At 41.4% G+C, this 26,343-nt stretch carries 24 protein-coding genes; 21 read left to right on the top strand and 3 right to left on the bottom strand.

All coding sequences use genetic code 11. From position 1 onward, the window contains the following. Window positions 1-104 precede the first annotated feature (104 nt). Together AC25Y5_RS06585 and AC25Y5_RS06580 are read left to right on the top strand one after the other, a co-directional pair. Complete coding sequence (locus tag AC25Y5_RS06585) at window positions 105-1,361, top strand: Y-family DNA polymerase (protein WP_488139628.1); 1,257 nt, start codon at window positions 105-107, stop codon at window positions 1,359-1,361. Between the two features lie 77 nt (window positions 1,362-1,438). After that, on the top strand, window positions 1,439-1,774 hold the full coding sequence (locus AC25Y5_RS06580) for a YolD-like family protein (RefSeq protein WP_488139627.1): 336 nt from the start codon (window positions 1,439-1,441) through the stop codon (window positions 1,772-1,774). Between the two features lie 6 nt (window positions 1,775-1,780). Here AC25Y5_RS06580 and AC25Y5_RS06575 read toward each other — a convergent pair whose 3' ends face one another. Next, on the bottom strand, window positions 1,781-2,239 hold the full coding sequence (locus tag AC25Y5_RS06575; protein ID WP_488139626.1) for a DUF4362 domain-containing protein: 459 nt from the start codon (window positions 2,237-2,239) through the stop codon (window positions 1,781-1,783). A 190-nt stretch (window positions 2,240-2,429) separates the two neighbouring features. Here AC25Y5_RS06575 and AC25Y5_RS06570 point away from each other — a divergent pair, with 190 nt between their 5' ends. The 4 genes from AC25Y5_RS06570 to AC25Y5_RS06555 all read left to right on the top strand — a co-directional run bounded on the left by AC25Y5_RS06570 (window position 2,430) and on the right by AC25Y5_RS06555 (window position 7,436). After that, complete coding sequence (locus AC25Y5_RS06570) at window positions 2,430-4,184, top strand: ABC transporter transmembrane domain-containing protein (RefSeq protein ID WP_488139625.1); 1,755 nt, start codon at window positions 2,430-2,432, stop codon at window positions 4,182-4,184. Continuing rightward, entirely contained in the window at window positions 4,184-5,971 is a 1,788-nt protein-coding gene (locus AC25Y5_RS06565; RefSeq protein ID WP_488139624.1) for an ABC transporter ATP-binding protein, read from the top strand. Before AC25Y5_RS06570 ends, AC25Y5_RS06565 begins: the two co-directional genes overlap by 1 nt. A 174-nt stretch (window positions 5,972-6,145) precedes the next feature. Next, window positions 6,146-6,856, top strand: coding sequence for a cytochrome c biogenesis CcdA family protein (locus AC25Y5_RS06560; RefSeq protein ID WP_482106169.1), 711 nt, complete (start codon window positions 6,146-6,148; stop codon window positions 6,854-6,856). 73 nt (window positions 6,857-6,929) lie between these two features. Next, a complete protein-coding gene (locus AC25Y5_RS06555; RefSeq protein WP_488139623.1) occupies window positions 6,930-7,436 on the top strand; it encodes a CcdC family protein in 507 nt (168 codons plus the stop codon). A 51-nt stretch (window positions 7,437-7,487) separates the two neighbouring features. On the opposite strand, the gene AC25Y5_RS06550 is transcribed toward AC25Y5_RS06555, so the two are convergent. Beyond that, on the bottom strand, window positions 7,488-7,895 hold the full coding sequence (locus AC25Y5_RS06550) for a DUF2621 family protein (RefSeq protein ID WP_488139824.1): 408 nt from the start codon (window positions 7,893-7,895) through the stop codon (window positions 7,488-7,490). Between the two features lie 358 nt (window positions 7,896-8,253). Here AC25Y5_RS06550 and AC25Y5_RS06545 point away from each other — a divergent pair, with 358 nt between their 5' ends. Both AC25Y5_RS06545 and AC25Y5_RS06540 read left to right on the top strand, forming a co-directional pair. Continuing rightward, window positions 8,254-8,847 (top strand): SCO family protein, encoded by a 594-nt coding sequence (locus AC25Y5_RS06545; protein WP_488139622.1) that lies wholly within the window; start codon window positions 8,254-8,256, stop codon window positions 8,845-8,847. A 37-nt stretch (window positions 8,848-8,884) separates the two neighbouring features. Continuing rightward, a complete protein-coding gene (locus tag AC25Y5_RS06540) occupies window positions 8,885-9,556 on the top strand; it encodes a lytic transglycosylase domain-containing protein (RefSeq protein WP_482106166.1) in 672 nt (223 codons plus the stop codon). 53 nt (window positions 9,557-9,609) lie between these two features. On the opposite strand, the gene AC25Y5_RS06535 is transcribed toward AC25Y5_RS06540, so the two are convergent. Next, window positions 9,610-9,864 (bottom strand): GlsB/YeaQ/YmgE family stress response membrane protein, encoded by a 255-nt coding sequence (locus AC25Y5_RS06535; protein WP_482102548.1) that lies wholly within the window; start codon window positions 9,862-9,864, stop codon window positions 9,610-9,612. 555 nt (window positions 9,865-10,419) lie between these two features. Between AC25Y5_RS06535 and acnA the strand changes: the two genes are divergently transcribed. From acnA to AC25Y5_RS06470, 13 genes are all read left to right on the top strand, one after another. Beyond that, window positions 10,420-13,134 carry an aconitate hydratase AcnA gene (gene acnA / locus AC25Y5_RS06530; RefSeq protein WP_482106165.1) on the top strand — a complete coding sequence of 905 codons (2,715 nt, stop codon included), beginning with the start codon at window positions 10,420-10,422 and terminating at the stop codon, window positions 13,132-13,134. 120 nt (window positions 13,135-13,254) lie between these two features. Next, on the top strand, window positions 13,255-13,680 hold the full coding sequence (locus tag AC25Y5_RS06525) for an acyl-CoA thioesterase (RefSeq protein ID WP_482102550.1): 426 nt from the start codon (window positions 13,255-13,257) through the stop codon (window positions 13,678-13,680). Beyond that, window positions 13,680-13,991 (top strand): hypothetical protein, encoded by a 312-nt coding sequence (locus tag AC25Y5_RS06520; protein WP_488139621.1) that lies wholly within the window; start codon window positions 13,680-13,682, stop codon window positions 13,989-13,991. Before AC25Y5_RS06525 ends, AC25Y5_RS06520 begins: the two co-directional genes overlap by 1 nt. A gap of 234 nt (window positions 13,992-14,225) precedes the next feature. Continuing rightward, window positions 14,226-17,321, top strand: a complete 3,096-nt coding sequence (locus tag AC25Y5_RS06515) for an AfsR/SARP family transcriptional regulator (RefSeq protein ID WP_488139620.1) — start codon at window positions 14,226-14,228, stop codon at window positions 17,319-17,321. A 161-nt stretch (window positions 17,322-17,482) separates the two neighbouring features. Further along, entirely contained in the window at window positions 17,483-18,730 is a 1,248-nt protein-coding gene (locus tag AC25Y5_RS06510) for a substrate-binding domain-containing protein (RefSeq protein WP_488139619.1), read from the top strand. A 97-nt stretch (window positions 18,731-18,827) separates the two neighbouring features. Next, on the top strand, window positions 18,828-19,601 hold the full coding sequence (locus AC25Y5_RS06505; RefSeq protein ID WP_488139618.1) for an ABC transporter ATP-binding protein: 774 nt from the start codon (window positions 18,828-18,830) through the stop codon (window positions 19,599-19,601). Then, window positions 19,579-20,286, top strand: a complete 708-nt coding sequence (locus AC25Y5_RS06500; RefSeq protein ID WP_482102555.1) for an ABC transporter ATP-binding protein — start codon at window positions 19,579-19,581, stop codon at window positions 20,284-20,286. The genes AC25Y5_RS06505 and AC25Y5_RS06500 overlap by 23 nt, the downstream gene beginning before the upstream one ends. 12 nt (window positions 20,287-20,298) lie before the next feature. Then, a complete protein-coding gene (locus AC25Y5_RS06495) occupies window positions 20,299-21,159 on the top strand; it encodes a branched-chain amino acid ABC transporter permease (RefSeq protein WP_482102556.1) in 861 nt (286 codons plus the stop codon). Window positions 21,160-21,163: 4 nt separating this feature from the next. After that, window positions 21,164-22,168: a branched-chain amino acid ABC transporter permease gene (locus AC25Y5_RS06490; RefSeq protein WP_488139617.1), complete on the top strand. Its 1,005-nt coding sequence runs from the start codon at window positions 21,164-21,166 to the stop codon at window positions 22,166-22,168. Further along, entirely contained in the window at window positions 22,168-23,178 is a 1,011-nt protein-coding gene (locus tag AC25Y5_RS06485; RefSeq protein ID WP_488139616.1) for a 3-oxoacyl-ACP synthase, read from the top strand. The genes AC25Y5_RS06490 and AC25Y5_RS06485 overlap by 1 nt, the downstream gene beginning before the upstream one ends. 13 nt (window positions 23,179-23,191) lie before the next feature. Then, complete coding sequence (phaZ, locus tag AC25Y5_RS06480) at window positions 23,192-24,091, top strand: intracellular short-chain-length polyhydroxyalkanoate depolymerase (protein ID WP_488139615.1); 900 nt, start codon at window positions 23,192-23,194, stop codon at window positions 24,089-24,091. Then, window positions 24,088-24,828 (top strand): 3-oxoacyl-ACP reductase FabG, encoded by a 741-nt coding sequence (gene fabG, locus AC25Y5_RS06475; protein ID WP_488139614.1) that lies wholly within the window; start codon window positions 24,088-24,090, stop codon window positions 24,826-24,828. The genes phaZ and fabG overlap by 4 nt, the downstream gene beginning before the upstream one ends. A gap of 22 nt (window positions 24,829-24,850) precedes the next feature. Beyond that, complete coding sequence (locus tag AC25Y5_RS06470; RefSeq protein WP_488139613.1) at window positions 24,851-26,326, top strand: AMP-binding protein; 1,476 nt, start codon at window positions 24,851-24,853, stop codon at window positions 26,324-26,326. The last annotated feature ends 17 nt before the right edge of the window (window positions 26,327-26,343 follow it).

Genomic DNA, 26,343 nt, shown 5'->3' with positions numbered 1-26,343 from the left:
ATGAAAGGAACAAAGTGCGTGCATAAATATTCCATTGTATATGAGTTACAGTTAGGGCTATAATATAAATAAGAACATATGTTCTGTGCGGGGGGGAGTTTGATATGTATGAACATTTACCAAATCGGAAAATTGTCTGCCTCGACATGCGTAGCTTTTACGCCAGTTGTGCTGCCGCAATGGAAGGGCTTGATGTTATGGAAGTGCCGATTGCCATCATCGGCAATAAAGAGCGGAAAGGTGGTATCGTGCTTGCAGCATCTCCACCATTAAAAAAACAATTTGGCGTGCGGACTGGTATGCGGCTATTTGAAATACCCGATGACCCCGCAATCCATCTAATCGAACCGAAAATGGGTTTTTTTATCGATGTATCAATGGAAATCACCCGGCTGCTGAACAATTATGTTCCTAAAGAGGCAATCCATGTGTACAGCATCGATGAAAGTTTCATTGACCTCAGCGGAACCGAACGGCTATGGGGCCCGCTCGAAGAAACTGTGAGGCGGATACAGGATGATCTCATTGATCAATTCCAGATACACTCTGCGTGCGGCATCGGTCCAAATATGATAATGTCAAAGCTCGCTCTCGACATCGAAGCGAAAAAGACGGGTGTTGCGCATTGGACGTATGAAGATGTACCTGCCAAGTTATGGCCCGTCGCACCGCTAAGCCGCATGTGGGGGATTGGCAGTAGAATTGAAAAGACATTAAATGGAATGGGGCTATTCACGGTCGGTGACCTTGCTCATGCCCCGCTCGAAAGACTTGAAAAAAAATTCGGCGTCATGGGCAATCAATTGTATTACCATGCACACGGCATCGATTTATCTGATTTGGGGGCTCCGCCACTTGTTGAAGGGCAAGAGAGTTACGGCAAAGGGCAGATTCTCTATCGTGATTACATCTTACGGGAAGATGTAATCACAATCATTCTTGAAATGTGTGAGGATGTAGCGATGCGGGCGAGGGAATCGGGTAGAGCAGGACGCACGATTCATTTGTCTGTAGGCTATTCAAAACAAGTACTAGGCGGCGGTTTTAGCCGTTCACGCTCGATACATGAAGCAACGAATGACACAATGGAAATTTATCGGGTGTGTACGGCATTGCATGATGAATTTCATGATGGCCGACCCATTCGGCAATTATCACTAAGTCTAACAAAGTTAGAGGAAGAGTATTCCATGCAGCTCAGTCTGTTCGATGAAAACAAATGGCGCACCCGACAACTCGGTGGAGTGAGTGATTCGCTCCGAAATAAATATGGAACGAATGCTGTTCTGCGTGCGGTCTCTTACACAGATGCAGGAACAACGGTTGAACGGGAGAAACTGATTGGTGGGCATTTTAAATAAAAGGGTTGCCTCATTTTTAACGTGTAATTCATTTATACATTGTTGAACTTATTTATCCGAAAAAAGGAGTGATTTTTTTGATTCGTGATCGTGGACGCATCAAATGGACAGCGATGATGTTGACAGAACACTTGACAGAGTTACGTGACTGGATGAGAGAAGACAACTATGAACGAAAGCCCAATATTGACGAATGGTCGCTCCAGGAATTTCAACAGCAGTTAGATATTGCTTATCAAGCGCGTTGCGAAGTCCGTATCAGAACGTGGGAGAATGGATTATTTACTGACACGACGGGTATCTTGAAAAGGTTGGATACTCGGCTACAAGTTATTTATATAGAGGATAACTCCAAGCTGCAAAAAATATCTCTGAATACGATTGTCGGAATCGAGACAATCGACCTTAATTAGCCATACTTAGTGTTCATGTTCGTCCACATGCTCTTTCGCTACACTTAAAATTGTAAAACTTTCGTCAGACGAATCGCATCCAGTAAGCGTGTAGACAAATAATTGCTGACCGTCCTTTTCAATTAGATTTGTACATGTCATGTTTGTTTTAGTAGGATTGTTTCCTCTATTTTTATTTTTTGAACGGTTAATCTCTAAGGCAATCGAGGAGCCGTTGTAGGACAGATTGTATAAAGTCGGGTCTCCTTCAAGTGAGTAATTTGCAATACGGACTACATCGGATTTCTTAGACTCTATACTTTCCAAAAAAGCTTCAAATACGGGGTAGTTATAGACAGGTCCATGCATATTGACAACATCACCATTACGCACCGCTTTTTCGCTATTGTACGAACAGGCTGAACAAACTGCTGTGCCTAGTAGCATAATTAGCAATGCTAGTAATTTGTTATTTACTGTCCCCATATTTAAGTTCCTCCTCAAAGTCAAATGACGATACTTCGTAATTATATGAGCAAATGGCATGGCTTATCCGTATCTTACCAACAAAACTATTTCCGAATTCGAATTATTTATACCTCGGACCTTTTTTATTGTCCAGACATTTGCTAAACTAATCAAAGGTTCAATTTTATAGTAAAATAGGGGGAGTAGTGTGAAGGTTTTAGTTCAGCTCGGCTGGTTTTTCAAACAGCGGAAGAAGCAATATCTTTTAGGGGTTTCGGCGCTTATTTTCGTCTCAATATTGCAACTGTTGCCACCGAAGATTATTGGGATTATCGTCGATGACATTACAGAGAGTTCGTTAACAACCGCCGGGCTCACAAGATGGCTTGTTATCCTAGCAATTTCCGGCATTCTCATGTACATAGCGCGCTATTATTGGCGTGTCATGATTTTTGGTTCTGCTGTATTGTTGTCGCGGACGATGCGTGAAAAATTGTTCAATCATTTTACAAGAATGTCACCATCCTTCTACCAAAAAAGACGTGTAGGAGACCTAATGGCTCATGCAACAAATGATGTAAATGCCGTGCAGCAAACGGCGGGTATGGGGATTTTGACACTGGTCGATTCCATTGCGACGGGCGGATTCGTCATTTTAACAATGGCAATCACCATCCATTGGAAACTGACACTAATTGCACTCATTCCGTTGCCATTCATGATCTTCCTGACTAGCTATTATGGTAGATTGCTACGCAAGCGATTCAGATTTTCCCAAGAAGCATTTTCAAATTTGAATGACAAGACACAGGAAAGTATATCGGGTATCAAAGTCATTAAGACATTCGGACAAAAAAACGAAGATATTGAGGATTTCACCAAATTGTCTACTGATGTTGTCAGTAAAAATATGCGTGTCGCTAAAGTGGATGCATTATTCGATCCGACAATTACGGGCATATTCGCGGTTTCATACATTCTGTCTTTCTATTTTGGAACGAAATTTATCATTGCAGGGGACATGTCAATCGGTGACATGGTAGCGTTCAGTGCCTACCTCGGCCTTCTGGTCTGGCCAATGCTTGCATTTGGCTTCCTCTTTAATATCGTAGAGAGAGGTAATGCATCTTACAGCCGAATTACAGAACTATTATCTGTATCGCCTGAAATTAAAGATTTGCCTGGTGCAATTGATAGAAGACCCGAAGGCGATTTGCATTTCGATATAGATGAGTTTAAATTCCCAGGTGATGAGCGGGCGGCTCTGCGTAATGTTCACTTCACATTAAAACGGGGTGAAACAATGGGAATTGTCGGTAAAACGGGATCAGGTAAAACGGCAATCCTGAAATTACTGTTAAGAGAGTTTGAAGGGTATAAAGGAAGCATCATTTATGGAGACAAACCTATTAATCAATATAAACAGCAACGTTTAAGAGAGTCAATCGGTTATGTACCGCAAGACCACTTCCTTTTCTCAACGACACTTGCTGAAAATATTGCTTTCATAAATCCAAGAATAGCACCCGATAGAATTCATCATGCTGCGCAACTCGCGCATATCCATGAAGATATTTTAGGGTTTACAGAAGGGTATGAAACGATAGTAGGAGAACGTGGGGTCTCTCTGTCTGGAGGTCAAAAACAACGGGTTTCCATTGCACGTGCATTAATTATGGAACCGGAATTGCTACTTTTGGATGATTCTTTATCAGCTGTCGATGCCCAAACGGAAGAAGCAATTTTATACTCGCTCAAACAAACACGTACGAACGAAACTACAATTATTACTTCACATCGACTAAGTGCCATCCAACATGCACATAAAATTATCGTCATGGATGAAGGAGCAATTGTCGAAGCTGGAACACACGAAGAATTAATCGATCTGGCTGGAAGATATAAAGAAATGTATGACTTGCAACAACTTGAAGTACTTGTCGAACAGGGGGGGGAGGAATAATGTCAGAAGAAAAACAACCGAAACTAACGGCAAAAGATCAATGGTTTGTCTTAAAGAGATTGTTGAGATATATCATTCCTCATAAAAAGAGCATTATATTTGCGCTAATCCTACTCGTTTTGACAGTCACTGGCAGTATAGTCGGACCTTTGATAATCCAAAGATTTATCGATAATCATTTAGCGACGATGAACTTCCCAAGAACAGAAATAATGAACATTGCGCTAGTTTATATAGGTATCCAAGTGTTTATGGTCGTCGTGTCCTATTTCCAACTGATTCGATTCCAAGATATTGCGTTAAAAATTATTCAGCAGATGCGAATCGATGTGTTTTCAAAAGTGCAAAGCCTTGGAATGCGTTATTTTGATAAAACGCCTGCTGGAAGTATTGTTTCGCGTGTAACAAATGACACGGAAGCCATCAAAGAAATGTTCGTCAGTGTCATTGTTACGTTTTTACAAGCCATTTTTGTGCTTCTCGGCGTTTACATTGCCCTATTTTCACTTGATGCAAAGCTTGCACTAATATCCCTGTTATTGTTGCCACTCTTCTTAACGGTCATCGTCATTTATAGGAGATATAGTGCGGATTTCTATCAAGACATCCGTGAACGGTTGAGTCAGCTGAATGCTAAAATAGCCGAATCATTATCCGGCATGGGGATGATTCAAGCATTTAGGCAGGAAGAACGTCTAGAAGTTGAGTTTGACGACATCAACGAAAAACATTACCGTGCAGGAATGCGTAACATTAAATTTGACGGCATCCTGCTCGGTCCGGCAATCGATCTGCTGTATGCAGGAGCAATCGTCTTTGTACTCGGTTATTTCGGATTTATATCACTGGCAAGCCCTGTTGAAGTAGGTGTTTTATATGCATTTACGACATTGATTCGTCGTTTATTCCAGCCCGTCCAACAAGTGATGCAAAGATTATCCATTTTTCAGCAAGCAATGGTTGCGGCGTCCCGTGTATTTAAATTAATGGATGATCCGGATATAGAACCGGAACAGAACGATGGTAAACAAGCCGTAATTCAAGATGGTAAAATCGAATTCCGTGATGTATCTTTTTCATATGATGGACAAACTGATGTATTAAAAAATATCTCATTCACTGCGAATGCGGGAGAGACCGTTGCACTCGTTGGCCATACTGGAAGCGGAAAAAGCTCCATTATCAACTTACTGATGCGTTTTTATGAATATGAACGTGGTGATATTTATATCGATGATGTTTCATTGAAAGAATTTCCAAAAGAAGAACTACGGAAGAAGACAGGTCTTGTCTTGCAAGATCCGTTCCTTTTCTATGGAGATATCAAAAGTAATATCCGTTTGCATAATAAAAATATGACATCAGAAGAGGTAAGAGCGGCTGCAGAATTTGTTCAGGCCAATGAGTTCATAGAAAAACTACCGGAAAAGTACTCGCAAAAAGTGACGGAACGCGGTTCTACGTATTCAAGTGGGCAGCGCCAGCTCGTCGCATTTGCGCGGACAATAGCAACGAATCCCAAAATCCTTGTTCTCGATGAGGCGACTGCCAACATTGATACAGAAACAGAAGTGGCAATACAGACAAGTCTTGAAAAGATGAGGAAAGGACGTACAACAATTGCTATTGCCCACAGACTCAGTACTATTCAAGATGCTGAACTGATTCTCGTCCTTCATAAGGGGGAAATCATAGAGCGCGGAACACACCAAGAATTACTCGGACAAAAAGGTCTATACCATAAAATGTATCTTCTTCAAAATAATATTTTGGAAGATGTTATCTGAAAAAATCAAGCTTGCATACGCTTTTTACTGGCGTTGCAAGCTTTTTTTTGCATAGAATATAGAATGTAGACAAACGACCCTTTAAAAGTCATAAACTGTTCACAGACAGAATAGGCGAAGTTTAATGTTATTTTTGATAAGATTAAGAAAGAAAAATGAAGGGGAGAGAATAATGTGGGAACAGACATAAATTTATTTCTCGCTTTCGGCGCTGGTTTTTTAAGTTTCATATCACCGTGTACATTACCGTTATATCCAGCATTCATATCATATATTACGGGCATGTCACTAGATGATTTAAAATCGGATTCGAAACGTATGAACAGAAACGGCATGCTACATACACTATTCTTTTTAATCGGATTTTCGATAATTTTTGTTGTACTTGGTTTTGCTACATCGCTTGTTGGGACATTTTTCCAAGAAAACCAACAAATACTAAGACAAGTTGGAGCAATCTTTATGGTCTTGTTTGGATTGATGATTGCTGGTATATTTACACCCAAATTCCTTATGGGAGAAAAGAGATTGCAATTTAAAAACCGTCCTTCGGGTTACTTAGGAAGCACAGTGATAGGGCTTGCATTTGCTGCTGGCTGGACACCATGTTCGGGACCAATAATTGGAGTAATCATGGGACTTGCTGCGACAAATCCGGGGTCGGGCGTCATTTATATGTTAATGTACGTGTTAGGTTTTGCAATACCTTTCTTTGTCTTATCGTTCTTTGTCACACGTCTTGGATGGATTCGAAAACGCAGTGGCCTAATAATGAAAATTGGAGGCATCATCATGATTGCTTTCGGAATTTTGTTGTTCTTCGATGGATTGACATATTTAACAAGCATATTAAGCCCAATATTTGGCGACTTCCAAGGTTTTTAAGTTGAAAAAGCAAATCAGTTCATTCAATGAATGAATGGATGGAATAACTGAAGCGTCGGTTGGAGGAAATACAATGAACGAATTAATTGAAACCGTTTTTACAAAGGTACCCTCGGTTTATCTCATAACCGGTTCAACCATACTTGCACTATTCATGGGGACAATGGCGCTGATTGTCAGAACGAAAGCGGCGAAAAGGCCTGTAACGCCGATGAAAATCATCTTGCCACCCCTTTTTATGTCAACGGGTGCACTGATGTTCATATTCGAGGAATTCAGAGTGTCGTTGCCTCAAATATTCGAGGCCATCTTTGTTGGGCTACTATTCTCGATTATCCTCATAAAGACAACGCATTTTGAACGTAGAGATGACGATATTTATATGAAGCGATCCAAAACCTTCCTATTTATACTGCTAGGGTTGCTCATTATCCGACTTGTTGGGAAACTGCTTCTTAGCAGTACCATTGACGTAGGTGAACTGGGCGGAATGTTCTGGATCCTAGCATTTGGAATGATTGTTCCATGGCGGATAGGTATGCTGACTAAATATAAACACATAAAAGGTGTCCGCAGTTAAATGCGGACACCTTTTGCCGTCTAGGCTTCAGCGCCTAACGTTTTTATTCGACTAAAAAAGATGTTCGTACGGGGCTAAATCGAACTTCATTTCAGCCAATTTCTTGCGCAGGAATTTATGGTCGCGTTTCGGTGTCGCTTGTATATATCCACGGATAATTAGATCGGTATCAATTGCTTTTGCATTTTCCTCAAGTGCAATTTCACCGATTTTTCCTGCGATTTTTTGTTTCGCTACCGGCCGGAATAATTCCGGTACTGGGACGACCAGCTCATTCAGTAAGAGTTTAGCTTTATCATTCCATAGGTGAAGAGAGCTCTCCACGTAATGTTCTTCCCAGTCGAGTGTAGACTTGCCATCCGCTTTCGGAAACACTTTTAAAAACTTTCGGAACATGAAGAAACCGCCGATACCGAAAAGTCCAATGAGAACAACGCACCAGAAAATGATGAACCACATAAATAAGTCTTGTTGCAACAATCTTCACCTCTTCCGTTCTATTTACCATTATAAGAGCATCCGTGAAAAAACACACGGACAATGTATTCCTTTCTTCTATTTCGGATGAAAGGAGGTGATTGACTTGGTAAAAAACGAATATAAAATGCAACAGGACTAGTCTATTTCGATGAATGAATTACTAAAGATGACAAGCATTATCCCTTGCTCCGATTCGAATCGAAACTTCTGGTCGTCAACGATGAAGTTAACTTCACAAAACCGTCATAGGTTCGACGAGGGTTCAAACATCACATGCTTGTTTGAACCCTATACTTCCGATATGATAAACGTATCAATAAATAATGGAGGATATAAAATGAGTAAAAAGTTATTGTTGATTTATATGTTACTAGTCACGGTCATTTTGAGTGCGTGTACCGGTGGTGGTTTCAAAGAAGATCACAATTATAAAGTTGCACCTTTTGAATTTACGAATCAACAAAATGAACAGGTTTCATTGGATGATTTGAAAGGGAATGTTTGGATAGCACAATTCGTTTTCACCGAATGTACGAGTGCCTGCCCACCGATGATGATGAACATGGCGGAGCTTGATAACCAACTTGGGGATGAAGGCGTTGATGACTACAAGATTGTATCATTCAGTATTGATCCTGCAGTTGATACTCCAGAAGCTATGCAAGAATACGTTGATGCGTATGATGTCCGAGATCAGAGTAGATGGGAAATGCTGACGGGCTATAAACAAGAGGAAATCACTGACTTCGCAGCAAAATCATTCAAAACGCTTGTTGCAGATATTCCCGATTCGGACCAGGTAATGCACGCAGTTACTTTTTCCCTCGTCAATCAACAAGGGGAAGTTGTGAAATCATATAACGGAATGACAGAAGTGCCATTCGATCAAATCGTCAAAGACATTAAAGCACTAAATAAAGCAGGTGCATAATTCGATAATGCAAGGCTGTAACTAAAGGTGTGAAGAGATGAAGAAGCGAAAAAACAAAAGAATATCCTTGAAGGCGAAAGCAATGTTCATTATCTTACTTGTCCCTATTGCTGTTACAGTCTTCACGCTAACAGCTATCATTTGGACAGGTCTGAAAAATCCGGATATCATAAAGAAGTCCGCTAGCGCATTGCTGGATATGCAAGACCGTCGCACGGCTAACGAAATACCGGGAGAGTACATACCAGTCTACAAAGAAGCAGCAGAAGTTTACGGTATTCCCTGGACGTTACTTGCAGCGCACCATAGGATTGAAACGAAGTTTTCTACGATGGATCCATTACTGTCACCCGTCGGTGCTGAAGGACATATGCAGTTTATGCCTTGTACGTTCGTCGGTTGGACTTACCCGGGATGTGGAGACCTTGGAAAGGGAGAAATTCCTGAAAAAGATAAAATTAATCCAGTTGTGATAAAAAAATATGGTGGATATGGCGTTGACGCAAATAATGATGGCATTGCCGATCCATATGATTTGGAAGATGCAATTTATAGTGCCGCTAACTACTTATCAAAGAGTGGAGCAGCGGATGGGGAATTTGAAAAAGCAATTTTCAACTATAACCGTAGTGACAAATACGTCGAGGATGTTCTTTGGTTCTTTGATGAATTTGAAGCCCAGCGAATTGAAATGGAAAAAAGTGAATAAAAAGATGGACCGCCACGAATGGGGTCCATCTTTTTAGTGTCTATTTCTTAGATTTAAGAAGCTTTACGCATTGATTTCATGATTAGGCTCACAATGAATACAAGGATAAGTGCTCCGATGATGGCTGGAACAATATAGAAGTCAGAAACCCTTGGACCCCATTCCCCTAGAAGCATTCCACCAATCCATGCGCCGACGATTCCGGCAATAATATTACCAATGATTCCGCCTGGGATATCTTTCCCTAAAATCATACCTGCTAACCAACCGATGATACCACCAATAATTAAAAACCAAATGAAACTCATAACTGTCCATCTCCTTTTTAGTGATTTATGATTACCTCTACAGTATTTGTAATAACCTTTATTACAATACCCTAAACATCAAGAAGAAATAAATTACCAATTTTTTTGAGAATTTTTGAGGATTAATGTAGAACAATAGCATAAAGCGTGTTTTTAAAATGACGTAGTGTTACCTGGGGGACCTATATTAGCACACCGGCAGCCAGCTATTTTTTTTGCAAAGAGAGTTCCAAAAGGATTGAAATAGGGTATGTATGTTAGGAAGAGTTAGCATCGACACGAACAGTCAATTTCATTCATACAATGGGCATCTGCACTTTGGTGAAATGAAGGATTTAACAAACCATACAATATTTTTATGGGGAGGAATCTAGAATCTATTTTCATGTATGAAGCGTTTTTGCAAGAACAAAAGGGTCATAACATTAACTTATGATAGACTATAAAGTTAATGTATTTTACTTATGTGTGTAGGTATTATATGATGAAGTAGAGAAAAGACGCTTATTTACAGCCTTTTCAGCAGTTTTTTAAGATAAAAGGAGGAATTCAACAATGGCAAAAAGCAATTTGCATAACAGCCGAACATCATTCGACCTGAATGGAAAGACGTATAACTATTATCGTCTTGCTGCACTCGAAGAAGCCGGCATCGCTAAAGTTTCCAATCTACCTTACTCGATTAAAGTATTACTTGAATCCGTCCTGCGTCAACACGACGGATATGTCATCAAAGACAATCATGTTGAAAACTTGGCGAAATGGGGGAAAGATGCAGACGCTGATGCAGAAGTACCTTTCAAACCGTCACGTGTTATTCTTCAAGACTTTACAGGTGTACCTGTTGTCGTAGACCTTGCATCACTTCGTTCGGCAATGGCAGCTATGGGCGGTGACCCTAACAAAATCAACCCTGAAATTCCAGTTGACCTTGTTATTGACCACTCCGTGCAAGTTGACCGTTACGGAACGGCAGAAGCACTTAACTTAAACATGGAACTTGAATTTGAACGCAACGCAGAACGTTACCAATTTTTAAGCTGGGCACAAAAAGCATACGATAACTACCGTGCAGTCCCACCAGCAACAGGTATTGTCCACCAAGTTAACCTTGAGTACTTGGCAAACGTTGTTCATGCAGTTGAAAACGAAGATGGTACATTCGAAACCTACCCTGACACACTTGTTGGAACAGACTCTCACACGACGATGATCAACGGTATAGGTGTTCTAGGATGGGGTGTCGGTGGTATTGAAGCTGAAGCAGGCATGCTTGGACAGCCTTCATACTTCCCGATTCCAGAAGTTATTGGTGTAAAACTTGTTGGTCAACTTCCAAACGGAACAACAGCAACTGACCTTGCACTTAAAGTGACACAAACACTTCGTGAACACGGTGTAGTTGGTAAATTCGTTGAGTTCTTCGGACCTGGCGTTGCACACTTACCACTTGCAGACCGTGCAACAATTGCAAACATGGCACCTGAATACGGTGCAACGTGTGGATTCTTCCCAGTAGATGAAGAAGCACTAGATTATATGCGCTTAACAGGCCGTGAAGAAAGCGACATTGCAGTAGTTAAGCAATACCTAGTAGAAAATGATATGTTCTTCACTGTAGAGAATGAAGAACCAACATACACTGATGTTGTAGAAATCGATCTTTCTGGTATTGCTGCTAACCTTGCTGGACCGAAACGTCCACAAGATTTGATTCCTCTTACAGAAATGCAAAGCTCATTCAACGAAGCAGTTGTTGCACCTGAAGGGAACCAAGGTTTTGGTCTATCACCAAAAGAGTTGAAGAAAACAGCTACTATTGAATTCGCAGACGGACGTTCTGTCGAAATCAAAACCGGTGACCTTGCAATCGCAGCAATCACTTCATGTACAAACACTTCTAACCCATATGTTATGTTAGGTGCTGGACTTGTGGCGAAAAAAGCAGTTGAAAAAGGGCTTACACCTCCTGCTTATGTGAAAACATCACTTGCACCAGGTTCAAAAGTCGTTACAGGCTACCTGGAAGATTCAGGTCTTAATGTATTCTTGGATCAAATTGGATTTAATACTGTTGGGTACGGTTGTACAACATGTATCGGTAACTCTGGGCCACTACTACCTGAAATTGAAAAAGCGGTCATGGGCAACGATATGCTAATGTCTTCAGTTCTTTCTGGTAACCGTAACTTTGAAGGACGTATTCACCCACTTGTGAAAGCAAACTACTTGGCTTCACCGCCACTTGTTGTTGCTTATGCACTTGCTGGAACAGTCGATATCGACTTCGAAAAAGAGCCAATTGGTAAAGACAAAGACGGCTTTGATGTCTTCTTCAAAGATATTTGGCCAACTACGGAAGAAATTCAAGCAGTTGTTAAAGCAACAGTTACGCCTGAATTATTCCGTAAAGAATATGCGCGTGTATTCACTGAGAACGAAGCGTGGAATGCAATTGAAACAACTGATGATTCACTATATGATTTTGATGAAAACTCAACTTACATCCAAAATCCACCGTTCTTTGAAGGTCTGGCAACAGAGCCAGCTGACATTCAAGCACTTTCAGGGCTTCGTGTCATTGGTAAATTTGGCGATTCAATTACGACGGATCACATTTCTCCTGCGGGCGCAATCGGTAAAGATACGCCAGCTGGTAAATACTTGATTGAAAATGGCGTAAGCCCTCGTTTCTTCAACTCTTACGGTTCACGCCGTGGTAACCATGAAGTGATGATGCGTGGTACATTCGCTAACATCCGTATTCGTAACCAGATTGCAAAAGGAACAGAAGGCGGATTTACGACTTACTGGCCTACAAAAGAAATTATGCCAATTTATGATGCTGCTATGAAGTATCAAGAAGAAGGCACAGGACTTGCTATCATCACAGGTAAAGACTACGGAATGGGTTCTTCACGTGACTGGGCTGCAAAAGGTACTTCACTTCTAGGTATCCGCACAGTTATCGCTGAAAGCTACGAACGTATTCACCGTTCAAACCTTGTTATGATGGGTGTTCTACCACTTCAATTCATGAAAGGCGAAAGTGCTGAAACACTTGGTCTTACTGGCGAAGAGGAAATCAGTGTTAACATCGCTGAAGGCGTTAAACCACGCGATATTCTGAAAGTGACAGCAACAGCGAAAAATGGTTCTGTCAAAGAATTCGACGTACTAGCGCGTTTCGACTCAGATGTCGAAGTTGATTACTATCGTCATGGCGGAATCCTACAAATGGTTCTTCGTGATAAAATGAAGGCGAACTAATTTCAATAAATAGGAAGGTGTCCGATTTATTCGGGCACCTTTTTTTGTTGTAAAATTGTTGCAATCTCGGGACAGCTTTTTCAGACTTGCTTTTGTATAATAGGTAGTGAGGTGATGGTAATGTTTATCAGTGAAAAAGAAATTGAAATCAGATATGCCGAGACGGATCAGATGGGAATCGTCTATCATGCGAACTATTTAGTATGGATGGAAATTGGACGCACGAAACTGATCGAGGACTTGGGCTATACATACGCACAACTCGAGGCGGATGGCTTCTTATCGCCAGTGACGGACTTATCCATTCAATATAAGGCTGCGATGAAATACGGTCAAAAAGCGACTGTACGGACGTGGGTAGAGTCACACGGAAGGTTGCGTACTACCTACGGCTATGAAATCCTTCATGAAGACGGGACAATTTCAGCAACAGCAAAATCCGAACATGTCGTCGTGAAAAAAGAATCATTCCGTCCAGTTTCCTTAAAGAAAATCGCTCCAGAGTGGGATGCTTTATATACAGAAATTAAGCGGTGCAAAGACTAATGGCATTTGGAATTAGACGAGCTGAACTACAGGCATGGAAAAAAGCAGTCAGCGAAGGGGAAATGGCGTTTTTAACCCATTACTGGCTCGATGAACGCTTTCCGGGATGCAAAACAGTAACAAAGGCAGGCTGTGCAGATATGGACAAACTTGTTGAATGGGGAAAACAATATGGTTTGAAGCCGGAATGGATTGATATGCGCAAAGACTACCCTCATTTTGACCTGTTCGGTAAGCATGAACGGGACATTTTACTAAACGAAGGACTGTTTGAACAGTTAGAACGGTTTGATCTAAACAAAAAAGCGTGAGGCATTGAGCCTTCGCGCTTTTTTCTATTGAATTATGATTCTTTCCGACAAGAACTATCACCCAATTCAGAACATTAGTATGCTAAACTTATAGAAAAGAAATAATTGGAAGGTGATAAACAGATGACCTATACTCCCGTGCTTCAATCAAAATTAATTCCTCCAATTCCAACCTCAACATACATGCGAAGATCTTCCTTCATAAAAAAAATGAAAACGTCCGAACGAGTAAAATTGACATTATTACATAGTGGGGCAGGATTTGGAAAAAGTTCAGGCTTATCTTCTTACTTCAAAGATACCCGGTCCATTCATTCATGGTATAGCGTTACCGAAGAGGATGATGATATCCTACCTTTTATCACTTATCTGATTCACAGTATTCAGCGCACAATTCCGAATTTCGGTCATTCGTTCGACGATTGGGAAAGCCCTTCGATGTACCCGAAAGAGGAGGACATTAATAGATGGCTTACTTTATTTATAAATGAAATTTGCGAAATTGGTGAACCATTTTCGATTGTCATCGACGACTTTCATCATGTAGATCATGTCTTCCACATCACTTATATGATGGAAAAAATCATTGAATTCCTTCCACCTCATATTCACTTAATCATCGCAACTCGGACCCGTCCCAAATGGTCAAGTCTTATCAAGTTAAAAATGACCGCGCAACTATGTGAAATCACGGAGAATGATTTCGTTTTTTCTGATGAAGAAATTGCGGTATTCTACGAGGATTATTATAACAAAGTGTTAACGGAAGAAGAAACGGAAAACATCGTCCAATTAACTGAGGGATGGGCGATAGCGGTCAATCTCGTGGCGGTGCATATGATAGAGTCTGAAATCCCTTCCATAACAGCGATGAAGCTCGCATTGCATGATTTATTTTCTTATTTATCGGAAGAAGTATTTAAAAATATGGCGTTAGAACATAGAGAATGGCTTTTGGCTTTTTCCATTTTCCCTGTTTTTTCCGAGCTCCTAGTGAAAGAATTTTACGGAGCAGAGGCGGCTTCAGTACTTCAAGAACTTGCAGGGCGACATGTCTTTATACAATCTTTAGGAGAAGATGGCACATACCGTTATCATGCTTTATTTCAACAATTTCTTGAAGCAAAATGGGAGCCGTTGGATTCTAATCGTTTTATATTCTTACAAAAAAAAGCAGCGGACTATTACAGTTCAGAAAATAATCCTGTCCAGGCTATTCACCATGCCATTAAAAGCAAAGATGATTTATTTATTGCTCAAAAATTAGCAGACACAGGTATCGCATTAGTGAAACTAGGTCAGTTCGACTGGCTTCTTGATACGATTAAAGAACTTCCGAAAACATTGCGAGATTCTTATTATACTCTTCATTATTATGAAGGAGAAGCCCATCGATATCGCGCGTTCTATGAAAAGGCAAGACAGGCTTACGAGGCTTGTCTACAACTAGCTAAAGTAAATGATGACGCTCATTACCAAAGTCGGGCAAATGCCGGAATTGCTCATATTTATTTGGACACAATCCAGCCCGGACTGGCAGAGCCTTATTTACGCGAGGCTATTTCTTTCGGCCAAAGAAGTGTAAAGACAAATTTCAACGATATGGAAAGATTAAAACGGCAATTCGCGGAGAATCTTGTAAATCTAGGGAAAGCTGTAGATGCTGCAATTTGGGTGGAAAATGAAGAAATAGATGAAAAAGTTCTTCGTGAAGGAAATCTGGACGCAAGGATTTTACTGCGAACCGGGAAGTTAAGGGAAGCCGAAGCGATTCTTACAGACCGAATTACAGACGATTCGTTCTTGCCAGATTCACATAGAGAAACAGACGTACTTTTATCCCTTATTTATTCTTTGATGGGTCAAGCTAAGTTGGCCATGGATAGTGCGTCAAAAGGCATTGAGGTTGGAGAAAGGGGGAAATCTGGTTTTGTTGAAGCGGTTGGTCGAATCCGGATGGGGCATGCAACCACAATCCATGATTCCTCTGAATTACACATACCTGAGCACCATTATATACAAGCAATACATGGAATGGATGAGCTCCGAGTATCAAGAGGGAAAGCGGAACCTTATTTAGGACTATCTTTAATAAAAGCTCGGCAAGGCTTATTTGCGGAAGCGATTCGTTTTGGAGATGCAGGCTTGCGCGAGACTGAAAAAGTTTACGACAGTTGGCTTTCAAGCCTTATTCGAATTGGACTTTCGATTGTTCATTATTACGCCGGCAATTATAAGGAGTCGCTGGAGCATTCAATCATCGCGAATCGCCTTTTTAAGGAATGTGGAGACACTTACGGCGAAATGGTTACATCGTTTTGGCTCATGTGTATATATGATAAAACGGAAGATGTTGACCGATTTTCAGAGCATGCAAAATCATTTTCCGAGCTTTGCATAAACTCTAACTATCTCTTTTTCTTGATGAGCGAAACACTCTTTTCACCTTTTGATAGGCAATCGATCTATCCTCTCTTTATTAAGGCTGGAAGTGACAACAGTAATCATGATGAAATTCAACAAATTCTTCGCCACTTGAATTTAACAGACGTTTCAAATCACCCGGGATACAAAATCGAAGTTTGGTTATTGGGTCCGTTTAATCTTCATCTAGGAATCGAAGAAGTAAACGACCGTAATTGGCAAAGAGATAAGGCCAAAGAACTTTTTGTTTACTTACTATTGAATCGGGAAAGATTTGTCACGAAAGAAGAAATCATGCGTGAACTTTGGGATACATCTGATGAAAAAAGTGCAGATAGAGACTTCAAAGTGGCGTTGAATGCATTGTTGAAAGTGTTAGAGCCGCATCGTAGCGCAAGAGGAAATCCCTATTTTATCGTTCGTAAACAGACGATGTATCGATTGAATCCAGATGCAGAAATCAGAACGGACTTGGATAAATTTAGAAAATATGCAGAAATCGGCGTATCGGAACGTCTTCCTTTAATTGCTATTGAACAACTATTAAAAGCGGCCGCGCTCTATAAAGGTCCGTTATTCGAAGAGAAGCTAACGATTGGTTGGATTTCTGATGAACGTGAACAGGCGGAACAGCGCTATATCAATGTGATTGAGCGAATCGCACAAACATATACACGGCTCCGTGATTTCGGTAAAACTGTATACTGGGCAGAAAAACTGCTGCGTATTGATGAAACTTGGGAAGAAGCATACAGACTCCTCATGTTTGCCCATTACCAGCTCCAAAATAGATCACAATCCATTAAGTGGTATAAAAAATGTAGGGTGGTTTTGAAGGATGAGCTGGATATCGAGCCGATGGAGACGACAGAACAGATGTACAGGATGATTATGAATGAATTGTAGGGGGACGTCCTTAAAGTGGACGATCCCTTTTTTTGTCTTATACTTGTTGACTTTAAAAAGTGCTTGCGCTTTTGTTCCTGTAACTGGTTTGTAACTGCCATTTTGTAGAGTAATAGTTAGTTAGAAAGCGTTTACAAACGATAAGAGAAAGGGGTTTATTCATGAAAAGGAGAGCTTGGTTGGTTTCATTACTTGCCCTTATGTTGGTTTTTAGTTCGGCTTGTAGCAAGGACGGCGGTAGTTCAACAGGTACAACGGACACACCGGGTGACGGAGGCGATAAAAAAGTAGAGGAAGTTGGAACCATCAAAGTCGGAGTGCTTGCCTCCTTAACGGGTGCACTAGAGTCGTATGGAAAACAGACACAACGTGGCTTTGAACTTGGATTAGAGTACGCGACGGATGGCACGATGGAAGTAGCGGGTAAGAAAATTGAAGTTGTTTTTGAAGATACGGAAACGAAACCAGAAGTTGCTGTTCAAAAGGCAACGAAATTGCTAGAGGATGACGAAGTGGACTTCATTGTTGGCTCTTCGAGTTCAGGAGATACACTGGCTGTTTTACCTCTTGCGGAAGAATACGAAAAAATCATGATTGTCGAACCTGCAGTTGCAGATAGTATTACAGGTTCTGAGTTCAATCCGTTCATTTTTAGAACGGCTCGTAACTCATCTCAAGATGCCGTAGCTGGTGCTGCCGCCATTGCAAAACCAGGCGTCAAAATTGCAACATTCGCTCCAGATTATTCATTCGGCTGGGACGGAGTAGCCGCTTTCAAAAAGGCTGCTGAAGACCTAGGAGCTGAAGTGATTATTGAAGAATTTGCAGATCCCGCAGCAACAGATTTCACATCCAATTTGCAAAAAATTGTTGAAGCAAAACCGGATTACATGTTTGTCGTCTGGGCAGGCGCAAACTCCCCGTGGAATCAGATTTCCGATTTGAAGATGCAGGAAAAAGGCATCAAAATTTCAACAGGCGCACCTGACATTGCCGCACTTTCGATTATGGAACCGCTTGTAGGCATGGAGGGTTTCACAGTTTACTATCACACGCTTCCGAATAATGAAGTGAACGACTGGCTAGTCAAAGAGCATAAAGAACGGTTCAACGGTGAAGTTCCTGACTTATTTACGCCTGGAGGGATGTCAGCGGCCATTGCAATCGTTGAAGCATTGAAAAAATCCAGTGGAGACGCTGATGGTGAAACGTTGATTGGACTGATGGAAGGTATGTCATTCGAAACGCCAAAAGGAACGATGACATTTAGAGAAGAAGATCATCAAGCATTGCAAACACTCTATTCCATAAAACTTGAAAAGCAAGAGGGAGTCGATTATCCAGTACCTGTTCTAATCCGAGAACTTACGCCGGATGAAACCGAGCCACCAATTATGAATGATAAATAAAGTAAACGGGACAGTCCAGTTAAACGGATCTGTCCCTCTCCATCTGATGAACGAGTTTCATCAGATGGAGAGGGACAGATGAAAGGGGGCTAAATGTATGGAGCCGATTCTAAGAACGGAAAATTTGACGATTCGTTTCGGTGGTCATATAGCTATAGACCATGTGAATTTTGAAATGCCTGCAAATCATTTCAAGTCAATTATTGGTCCAAATGGTGCAGGGAAAACGACGTTTTTCAATTTGATTAGTGGGGAATTGAAAGCGACCGAAGGAGAGGTTTATTACAAAGGCGAACCCCTGTCTAAATCATCCGCGGTTTCAAGAACACGGAAAGGGCTCGGCCGTTCTTTCCAAATTACAAACGTTTTTCCAAACTTGACGGTTTTGGAAAATGTTCGCCTCGCGGTTCAATCGAAGGAGAAAATAAGGTATCAGTTGTTGCGCCACTTCACCAGTTATCCGAAATTAACTGAAAAAGCATACGAGCTGTTACATCTTGTCCTCTTAACTGGAAAAGAATATGCGATTGCGAGCCAACTGTCCCACGGCGAAAAGCGGAAATTGGAGATAGCCATGCTACTCGCACTAGACACTGAAGTGCTTCTTCTTGATGAACCGACCGCCGGCATGTCTTTGGAAGAAGTGCCTGCAATTTTGGATGTTATCCGTCAAATAAAAGGCACAGGTCAGAAAACGATTTTACTAATCGAACATAAAATGGATATGATTCTCGATCTTTCCGATTCCATTATGGTGCTATTTAACGGCAAGCTGTTGGCAGATGGAAGTCCGCAGGAAATTATGGATAACGAACAAGTCCAAAATGCTTACTTGGGAGGGCTTTACGATGAACCCCTTACTGAAGGTTGAAGAGATTCACACGTACATCGGACAATACCACATCCTTCAAGGTATTTCGTTTGAAGCTCCGGTGGGAGAAGTTAGTGTTTTGCTTGGCCGAAACGGTGCTGGTAAAACGACTACGTTAAAAACAATAATGGGACTAACGCAAGCTTCAAAGGGCTCAGTCACATTTAATGAAAAAAACATAACAAAAAAAGCGACGTTTGAAATTGCAAATCTAGGCATTGGTTACGTTCCAGAGGACCAAGGCATTTTCGGAGATTTGACAGTAGAGGAAAACATCAAAGTTGCGATGAAAAAGGAAGATGATGCAGCTTTAGAAAGACAGGAATATGTTCTGAAGCTTTTCCCTGATTTAAAAACCTTTTGGAAAAAGGATGGAGGGCATTTATCAGGTGGTCAAAAACAAATGCTCGCGATGGCAAGAGCTTTCGTTAATGACAGCAAGTTGCTACTAATAGATGAACCTTCCAAAGGGTTGGCACCGATTGTTATTGAAAAAGTGATGGAAGCCATTACAGAAATGAAAAAAAGTACGACGATTATCCTTGTCGAGCAAAATTTCATGATGGCGAGTCGCATCGGAGATACATACACACTCATAGACGACGGAAAAACAGTCCATTCCGGTCTGATGAAAGAACTCGTCCATAACGAAGAAGTAAAAAGAAAATATTTAGGAATAGGATAAGGGGGCTGTGCGATGGAATTGCTAATTAACTTGACGGTCAATGGCTTGGCAACGGGCATGCTTATCTTTCTTCTAGCCTCCGGACTAACATTGATTTTCGGATTAATGAGCGTCCTCAATTTTGCACATGGTGGCTTGTTTGCGTGGGGAGCGTTTTCCAGTGTCTGGTTTTATGGAATTTCCGGAAGTTTTTTTATTGGTATTTTAGGTGCAATTGCTACGGGAATCGTTCTTGGTTTCATTACTGAAAAGATTATCATTACACCCGTTTATGGCAACCATGTCCAGCAAATACTCATTACCCTGGGCTTCATGCTTGTTCTTACTGAAATGTTGAAAGTTGTCTTTGGACCGAACCAGATTGCCGCAAAGGTACCTCCTTATTTGGCAGGTAGTTGGGAATTCGGAGATATCCTTCTAATTAAATACCGTATATTCATAATCCTTGTTGGTTTTCTTATCTTTGGTGCATTTCAGTTCATATTGAAGAAAACAAAAATCGGACTTATCGTACGTGCAGGCGTTCTCAATAAAGACATGGTGCAAGCACTCGGCATTAACATTAAACGTGTATTCCTCCTCGTCTTTATGACTGGTGCGGCACTTGCTGCATTGGGCGGAGCGCTGATGGCTCCTTATTCAGGTGTTATCTATGCAGAAATGGGGATGGAATTTGCAATTTTAGCGTTCATCGTTGTTGTTATAGGTGGCATGGGAAGTTTTCCAGGTTCACTCCTTGCCGCTATTCTTGTCGGACTCGCGGGAAGTTATATGGCGTATTACGTACCGGCTTTATCACTTGCGGTTAATATGATCCTAATGGCGATTGTATTGATATTCCGTCCGCAAGGTCTTTTCACAGCAAAGGGGTGACGGCATGAAGAGAAAATATCAGTGGAACAACCTATTTCTCGTAATCATTGTCTTAGCTCTTGTAGCCTTCCCATTCGTGTCTGAATCGAGAACGTGGACGATTTTGCTGACTCAAATCTTCATCTTCTCAATTCTAGCTATGAGTTATGACATCTTACTCGGGTATACAGGTATCGTTTCGTTTGGTCATGCAATGTTCTTCGGAATGGGTGCATACACGACAGCTGTTATGCTGAAAAATATCGAGCCAACAATGGGCGTATTTATCCTGTCGGTTGCTGCAGGTATGATTCTAGCGGGTATCGTTAGTTTTTTTATTGGATTATTGACATTACGCTTGAAAAGTCATTTCTTTGCGATGCTTACATTGGCCGTTTCTGGATTATTTCTAGTCCTAGCGGAAAAGTGGCGAACCGTGACCCATGGCAATGATGGTTTCACGTTTAAAGCGCCCGATTTTTTCAAAGATCGAATGATGTTTTACTTTGTTGTGTTACTTTTTCTAGTTCTCGTTTATATTTTCTTGCGGAGATTTGTCAATTCTCCACTTGGCAGGGTCCTCGTCGCCGTTAGAGAAAACGAACAGCGAACGAAGTCACTCGGATTCAATACGTTACATTATAAAGTAATCGCTTCTGTAGTTGCAGGTGTCGTTGCAAGTCTTGCAGGCTCGTTCTATGCAATATCACTTCGTTTCGTAAATACAAGTGTTCTCACAATGGATATAACGCTTGATGCCCTTCTTATGACGATTATCGGTGGCGTTGGAACACTTATAGGGCCAATTCTTGGAGCAGGAATTATCGAATTGACACAACACTATTTATCGGGACTTGCAAAAGACTATCCGATTTTCGAAAGATGGATTATTTTCTTCGGAATCGTCTATATAATTGCGGTCATCTTTTTCCCGAGAGGTGTTGTCGGTACGATACGCGAAAAACTATGGAAGCGTAATACACGCAAGTCACAAACTACAATAAACGCAGGCAAAAAGGAGGTCTTGTGATGGTCGTTGGAATCGTTAGTATAGGTGTGTATATTCCTGAAACTAAAATGACTGCCGAAGAAATCTCAGACCAATCTGGATTGCCCGTCGATATAGTCAAAAAGAAAATGGGAATCACGCAAAAGTCGATCCCAGGAGCGAATGATCATACAGTTGCGATGGGAATTTGGGCTGCACAAGAAGCATTAAGGAAAGGTAATATTGATCCAAAACACATCGATTTGATCATTTATATCGGGGAAGAGCATAAAGAATATCCACTATGGACCGCAGCAATTAAAATTCAAGAGGAGATTGGCGCTTATCATGCATGGGGTTTCGATGTAGCACAACGGTGCGGAACAACCATTACAGCTATGAAAATCGCGAAAAGTATGATGGAAGCCGATCCCTCCATCGAGATGGTCCTTTTAGCTGGTGGATATCGAAATAGTGATTTTATCGATTATTCGAATAGACGCACACGTTTCATGTTTAACCTTGGTGCGGGGGGTGCTGCAATGATATTAAAACGGAACCATCTTGAAAACGTCATTTTGGAATCAGACATTATGACAGATGGTTCCTTTTCGGAAGATGTTGTTGTACCGATTGGAGGAACAAAAACGCCTTTGACGCCCGAAGACTTACAAAACGGTCTCTATCGTCTTGATGTACTCGATCCGGTTGGAATGAAAGCACGTCTCGAAAAAAAGTCGATGCAAAACTTCCTGAAAGTGATTCGTACTTCACTTGAAAAGAGTGGCTATTCGGAAGACCAAATCGGCTACTTAGCTATATTGCATATGAAAAAATCCGCTCATGACTTCATTATACAAGAACTGGGTATTCATGAAGATGACTCAATCTATTTACACGAATATGGCCATATCGGGCAAATAGACCAAATCCTATCACTCGAACTAGCTGAACAAGAAGGCAAATTGACAGATGGGGATATTGCTGTTCTTGTTAGTGCTGGAATCGGCTACGCTTGGGGAGCAGTCACTGTAAAATGGGGGAAACAGTAAAGGGGTGAAGTGGATGGAACTTCAAAAGGTTACACTTCTAAATAATGAACAAATTGCTTTTCGGGAAAGACCTGGCGGTGAAAAGATAGTCATTCTTGTGCATGGAAATATGACTTCGTCAAAGCATTGGGATATTCTCATGGATGTGTTAGACGAGAAGTACAAAGTCTATGCACTGGACCTTCGTGGATTCGGTGAATCTTCTTATACCAACCGAGTTACAAGTATTAAAGATTTTTCAGATGACTTGAAAGGCTTTGTCGATGCGCTTGAATTGAAAGACTTCTCATTAGTTGGCTGGTCGACGGGTGGAGCAGTCTGTATGCAGTTTGAAGCGGACTTTCCCGGATATTGCGATAAACTCGTCCTGCTTGCTTCAGCTTCTACCCGGGGTTACCCATTTTTCGGGACAAAGAGAGACGGCAGTCCAGACTTAAGGCGGCGTTTAATGACCATTGAAGAAGTCGCACAAGACGTAGGTAAAACAGTAGCAATTCAACACTTATATGACACCAACAACCGCGAAGGTTTGAAAGCGGTTTGGAACGCTTTAATTTATACACATAACAAACCAGACGAAGAAAAATATGAACAGTATGTCGATGATATGCTAACACAACAAAACCTGGCAGATGTCTATCATGCATTGAACACATTTAATATTAGCGGTCATCATAACGGTTTACATGAGGGAACAAATCAAGCAAAAGACCTAACAATTCCAGTACTCATTTTAAGAGGAAATCGAGATCTTGTTGTGACGGAACAGATGACTCGTGAAATTGAAGAGGACCTTGGGGACAACGCGACGTATATCCAGTTGGACAACGTAGGCCATTCGCCGCTAATTGATGATTTGGAGAACCTGAAGGAAACGATTGAAAAATATTTGGAGTGGGAGATGACTACATGAGATTAGATGGAAAAACAGCTATCATTACAGGTGGTGCAAACGGGATTGGCCTAGCAGCATGTGAACGTTTTGCGCAAGAAGGAGCACACGTTATAATGGCGGATTTTGATGAGACAATTGGAGTAGAACGAGAAGCGGAATTTACAGAAAAAGGTCTGGACGTGACCTTTCTGCCAGTCGATGTCGTAAATCGCACGAGTGTGACACAATTGGTAGAAAATACGCTAGAACGTTTTGGTCAGATTGATATATTGGTCAATAACGCCGGCATTACACGAGACGCGACACTTGTCAAAATGGAGCTGGAAGATTTCCAACGTGTACTTGACGTTAACTTGACAGGTGTTTTTAATTGCACACAAGCTGTTATCCCACATATGATCACAAATCAATCAGGAAAAATCATTAATACATCTTCGGTGAGTGGTATCTATGGTAACTTCGGGCAAACAAATTATGCCGCTACAAAGGCGGCAATTGTTGGAATGACAAAAACTTGGGCCAAGGAGTTCGGGCGAAAAGGCATTAATGTCAACGCCGTAGCCCCCGGATTCACTGCGACTGCAATGGTCAGTAAGATGCCGGAAAAGGTTCTTGATGAAATGAAGGCCGCCACATCATTGCGTCGATTAGGTAAACCTCGTGATATTGCGAACGCCTATCTATTTCTTGCAAGTGAAGAATCCGATTATATACACGGTCACATCTTGCATGTCGACGGCGGTATTATGATGTGAAAAACGAAGGGGGCGGAGACGTATGTTCACAAACCGTGGATGGATCATGAAAAGAGCCGCTCTTTCTCCTAATCGGACTGCACTTGTAGACGTCCATACTGGAGATAGCTGGACGTACGCAATGCTTCAACAGCGAATTGTTCATTGGGCATCTTATTTCAAACGACAAGGATATAAAAAAGGGGAACGTATCGCAATTATTGCGCCGAATAGCTCAGAGTTGTTCGCCATTCTATTTGCATGTGAAATGACAGGTTTACTGTATGTCCCACTAAATTGGCGGCTTAGTCGTTTTGAACTCGTCACCCTGCTTACTGATTGCTCCCCCTCCATACTTCTGTACCATGAGCAGTTTAAAACGGTAATTGATGAAATGCGTTTTCCTAATTCTGTTCCACTAATCTCCATTGACGCTATAGACTATCAAGATTTCAAGGTAGAACAGCTGATAGGTGAAGACCCATGGATGATGATCTATACAGGAGGGACAACAGGGGTTTCAAAAGGAGTCGTCCTTTCAGCTGACGCTGTCAATTGGAATGCGCTGAACACTATTGTCAGCTGGGGATTAACAGAAGAGGATATAACGATAAATTATATGCCACTTTTTCACACCGGAGGCATGAATGCACTTAGCATACCTATTCTCATGGCTGGCGGCACGGTAATTGTCGGTAACTCATTCGATGCAGAGGAAGCCTTGAGCGCAACTGATACATACGCTGCAACAATTTCACTTTTCGTGCCGACGATGTATCAGTCTATGATCCTCACACCCTATTTCCGACAGTCTTCTTTTCCTACTATGAAAGTGTTTTTATCTGGCGGTGCTCCTTGCCCACAGACGATTTATCATGCATTTCATGAGAAAGGTTTAAAATTCAAAGAAGGGTACGGACTTACGGAAGCAGGCCCAAATAATTTTTACATCCGAAGCGAAGAAGCTTGTCTGAAAATAGGATCTGTTGGTAGGAGCATGCTATTCAATTCCACAAAAGTATTGAATGAAGAGATGAAGCCTTGTGGTATAGATGAAGTCGGGGAATTATTTATAAAAGGGCCACATGTTTTCAGTTATTATTGGCGGAATCCGACAGCAACGGCTGAAACGTTAGTTGAGGGATGGCTGCGTACGGGTGACCTTGCCAAATGCGATAGTGATGGCTACACCTATATTGTCGGAAGAAAAAAAGATACTATTATTACAGGTGGAGAAAACGTTTATCCACAGGAAGTCGAACAATGCCTCGTCCTGTTTGATGGGGTCAAAGAGGTAGCTGTCGTCGGGGTAAAGGATGACTTATGGGGTGAAATCATCGTTGCATTTATCATCATGGCAGACGGATACCCTTTCGATTGTGACGACATTACCATGCACTGTAAAAAGTTTCTTGGATTATATAAAATCCCCAAAAAAGTAATTGAGCTAAAAGAATTGCCTAAAACACACGTCGGAAAAATTAATAAAAAAATACTACAAGAGATGGTTGGAAAATAATAAAAGCGTGAGGCATT

This window comes from Sporosarcina sp. Y1011, from assembly GCF_057669885.1.
The sequence above is the reverse complement of the archived record's forward strand: the minus strand, read 5'-3'. Positions and strand labels throughout refer to the sequence as shown.

Coding starts and splice junctions, on each gene's coding strand:
- AC25Y5_RS06485 (WP_488139616.1), top strand. CDS start 22,168: ATGGTCGTTGGAATCGTTAGTATAGGTGTGTATATTCCTGAAACTAAA.
- AC25Y5_RS06540 (WP_482106166.1), top strand. CDS start 8,885: ATGAAGAAGCGAAAAAACAAAAGAATATCCTTGAAGGCGAAAGCAATG.
- AC25Y5_RS06495 (WP_482102556.1), top strand. CDS start 20,299: ATGGAATTGCTAATTAACTTGACGGTCAATGGCTTGGCAACGGGCATG.
- fabG (WP_488139614.1), top strand. CDS start 24,088: ATGAGATTAGATGGAAAAACAGCTATCATTACAGGTGGTGCAAACGGG.
- AC25Y5_RS06550 (WP_488139824.1), bottom strand. CDS start 7,895: ATGTGGTTCATCATTTTCTGGTGCGTTGTTCTCATTGGACTTTTCGGT.
- AC25Y5_RS06575 (WP_488139626.1), bottom strand. CDS start 2,239: ATGGGGACAGTAAATAACAAATTACTAGCATTGCTAATTATGCTACTA.
- AC25Y5_RS06520 (WP_488139621.1), top strand. CDS start 13,680: ATGGCATTTGGAATTAGACGAGCTGAACTACAGGCATGGAAAAAAGCA.
- AC25Y5_RS06585 (WP_488139628.1), top strand. CDS start 105: ATGTATGAACATTTACCAAATCGGAAAATTGTCTGCCTCGACATGCGT.
- AC25Y5_RS06525 (WP_482102550.1), top strand. CDS start 13,255: ATGTTTATCAGTGAAAAAGAAATTGAAATCAGATATGCCGAGACGGAT.
- AC25Y5_RS06535 (WP_482102548.1), bottom strand. CDS start 9,864: ATGAGTTTCATTTGGTTTTTAATTATTGGTGGTATCATCGGTTGGTTA.
- AC25Y5_RS06510 (WP_488139619.1), top strand. CDS start 17,483: ATGAAAAGGAGAGCTTGGTTGGTTTCATTACTTGCCCTTATGTTGGTT.
- phaZ (WP_488139615.1), top strand. CDS start 23,192: ATGGAACTTCAAAAGGTTACACTTCTAAATAATGAACAAATTGCTTTT.
- AC25Y5_RS06565 (WP_488139624.1), top strand. CDS start 4,184: ATGTCAGAAGAAAAACAACCGAAACTAACGGCAAAAGATCAATGGTTT.
- acnA (WP_482106165.1), top strand. CDS start 10,420: ATGGCAAAAAGCAATTTGCATAACAGCCGAACATCATTCGACCTGAAT.
- AC25Y5_RS06500 (WP_482102555.1), top strand. CDS start 19,579: ATGAACCCCTTACTGAAGGTTGAAGAGATTCACACGTACATCGGACAA.
- AC25Y5_RS06545 (WP_488139622.1), top strand. CDS start 8,254: ATGAGTAAAAAGTTATTGTTGATTTATATGTTACTAGTCACGGTCATT.
- AC25Y5_RS06490 (WP_488139617.1), top strand. CDS start 21,164: ATGAAGAGAAAATATCAGTGGAACAACCTATTTCTCGTAATCATTGTC.
- AC25Y5_RS06470 (WP_488139613.1), top strand. CDS start 24,851: ATGTTCACAAACCGTGGATGGATCATGAAAAGAGCCGCTCTTTCTCCT.
- AC25Y5_RS06555 (WP_488139623.1), top strand. CDS start 6,930: ATGAACGAATTAATTGAAACCGTTTTTACAAAGGTACCCTCGGTTTAT.
- AC25Y5_RS06505 (WP_488139618.1), top strand. CDS start 18,828: ATGGAGCCGATTCTAAGAACGGAAAATTTGACGATTCGTTTCGGTGGT.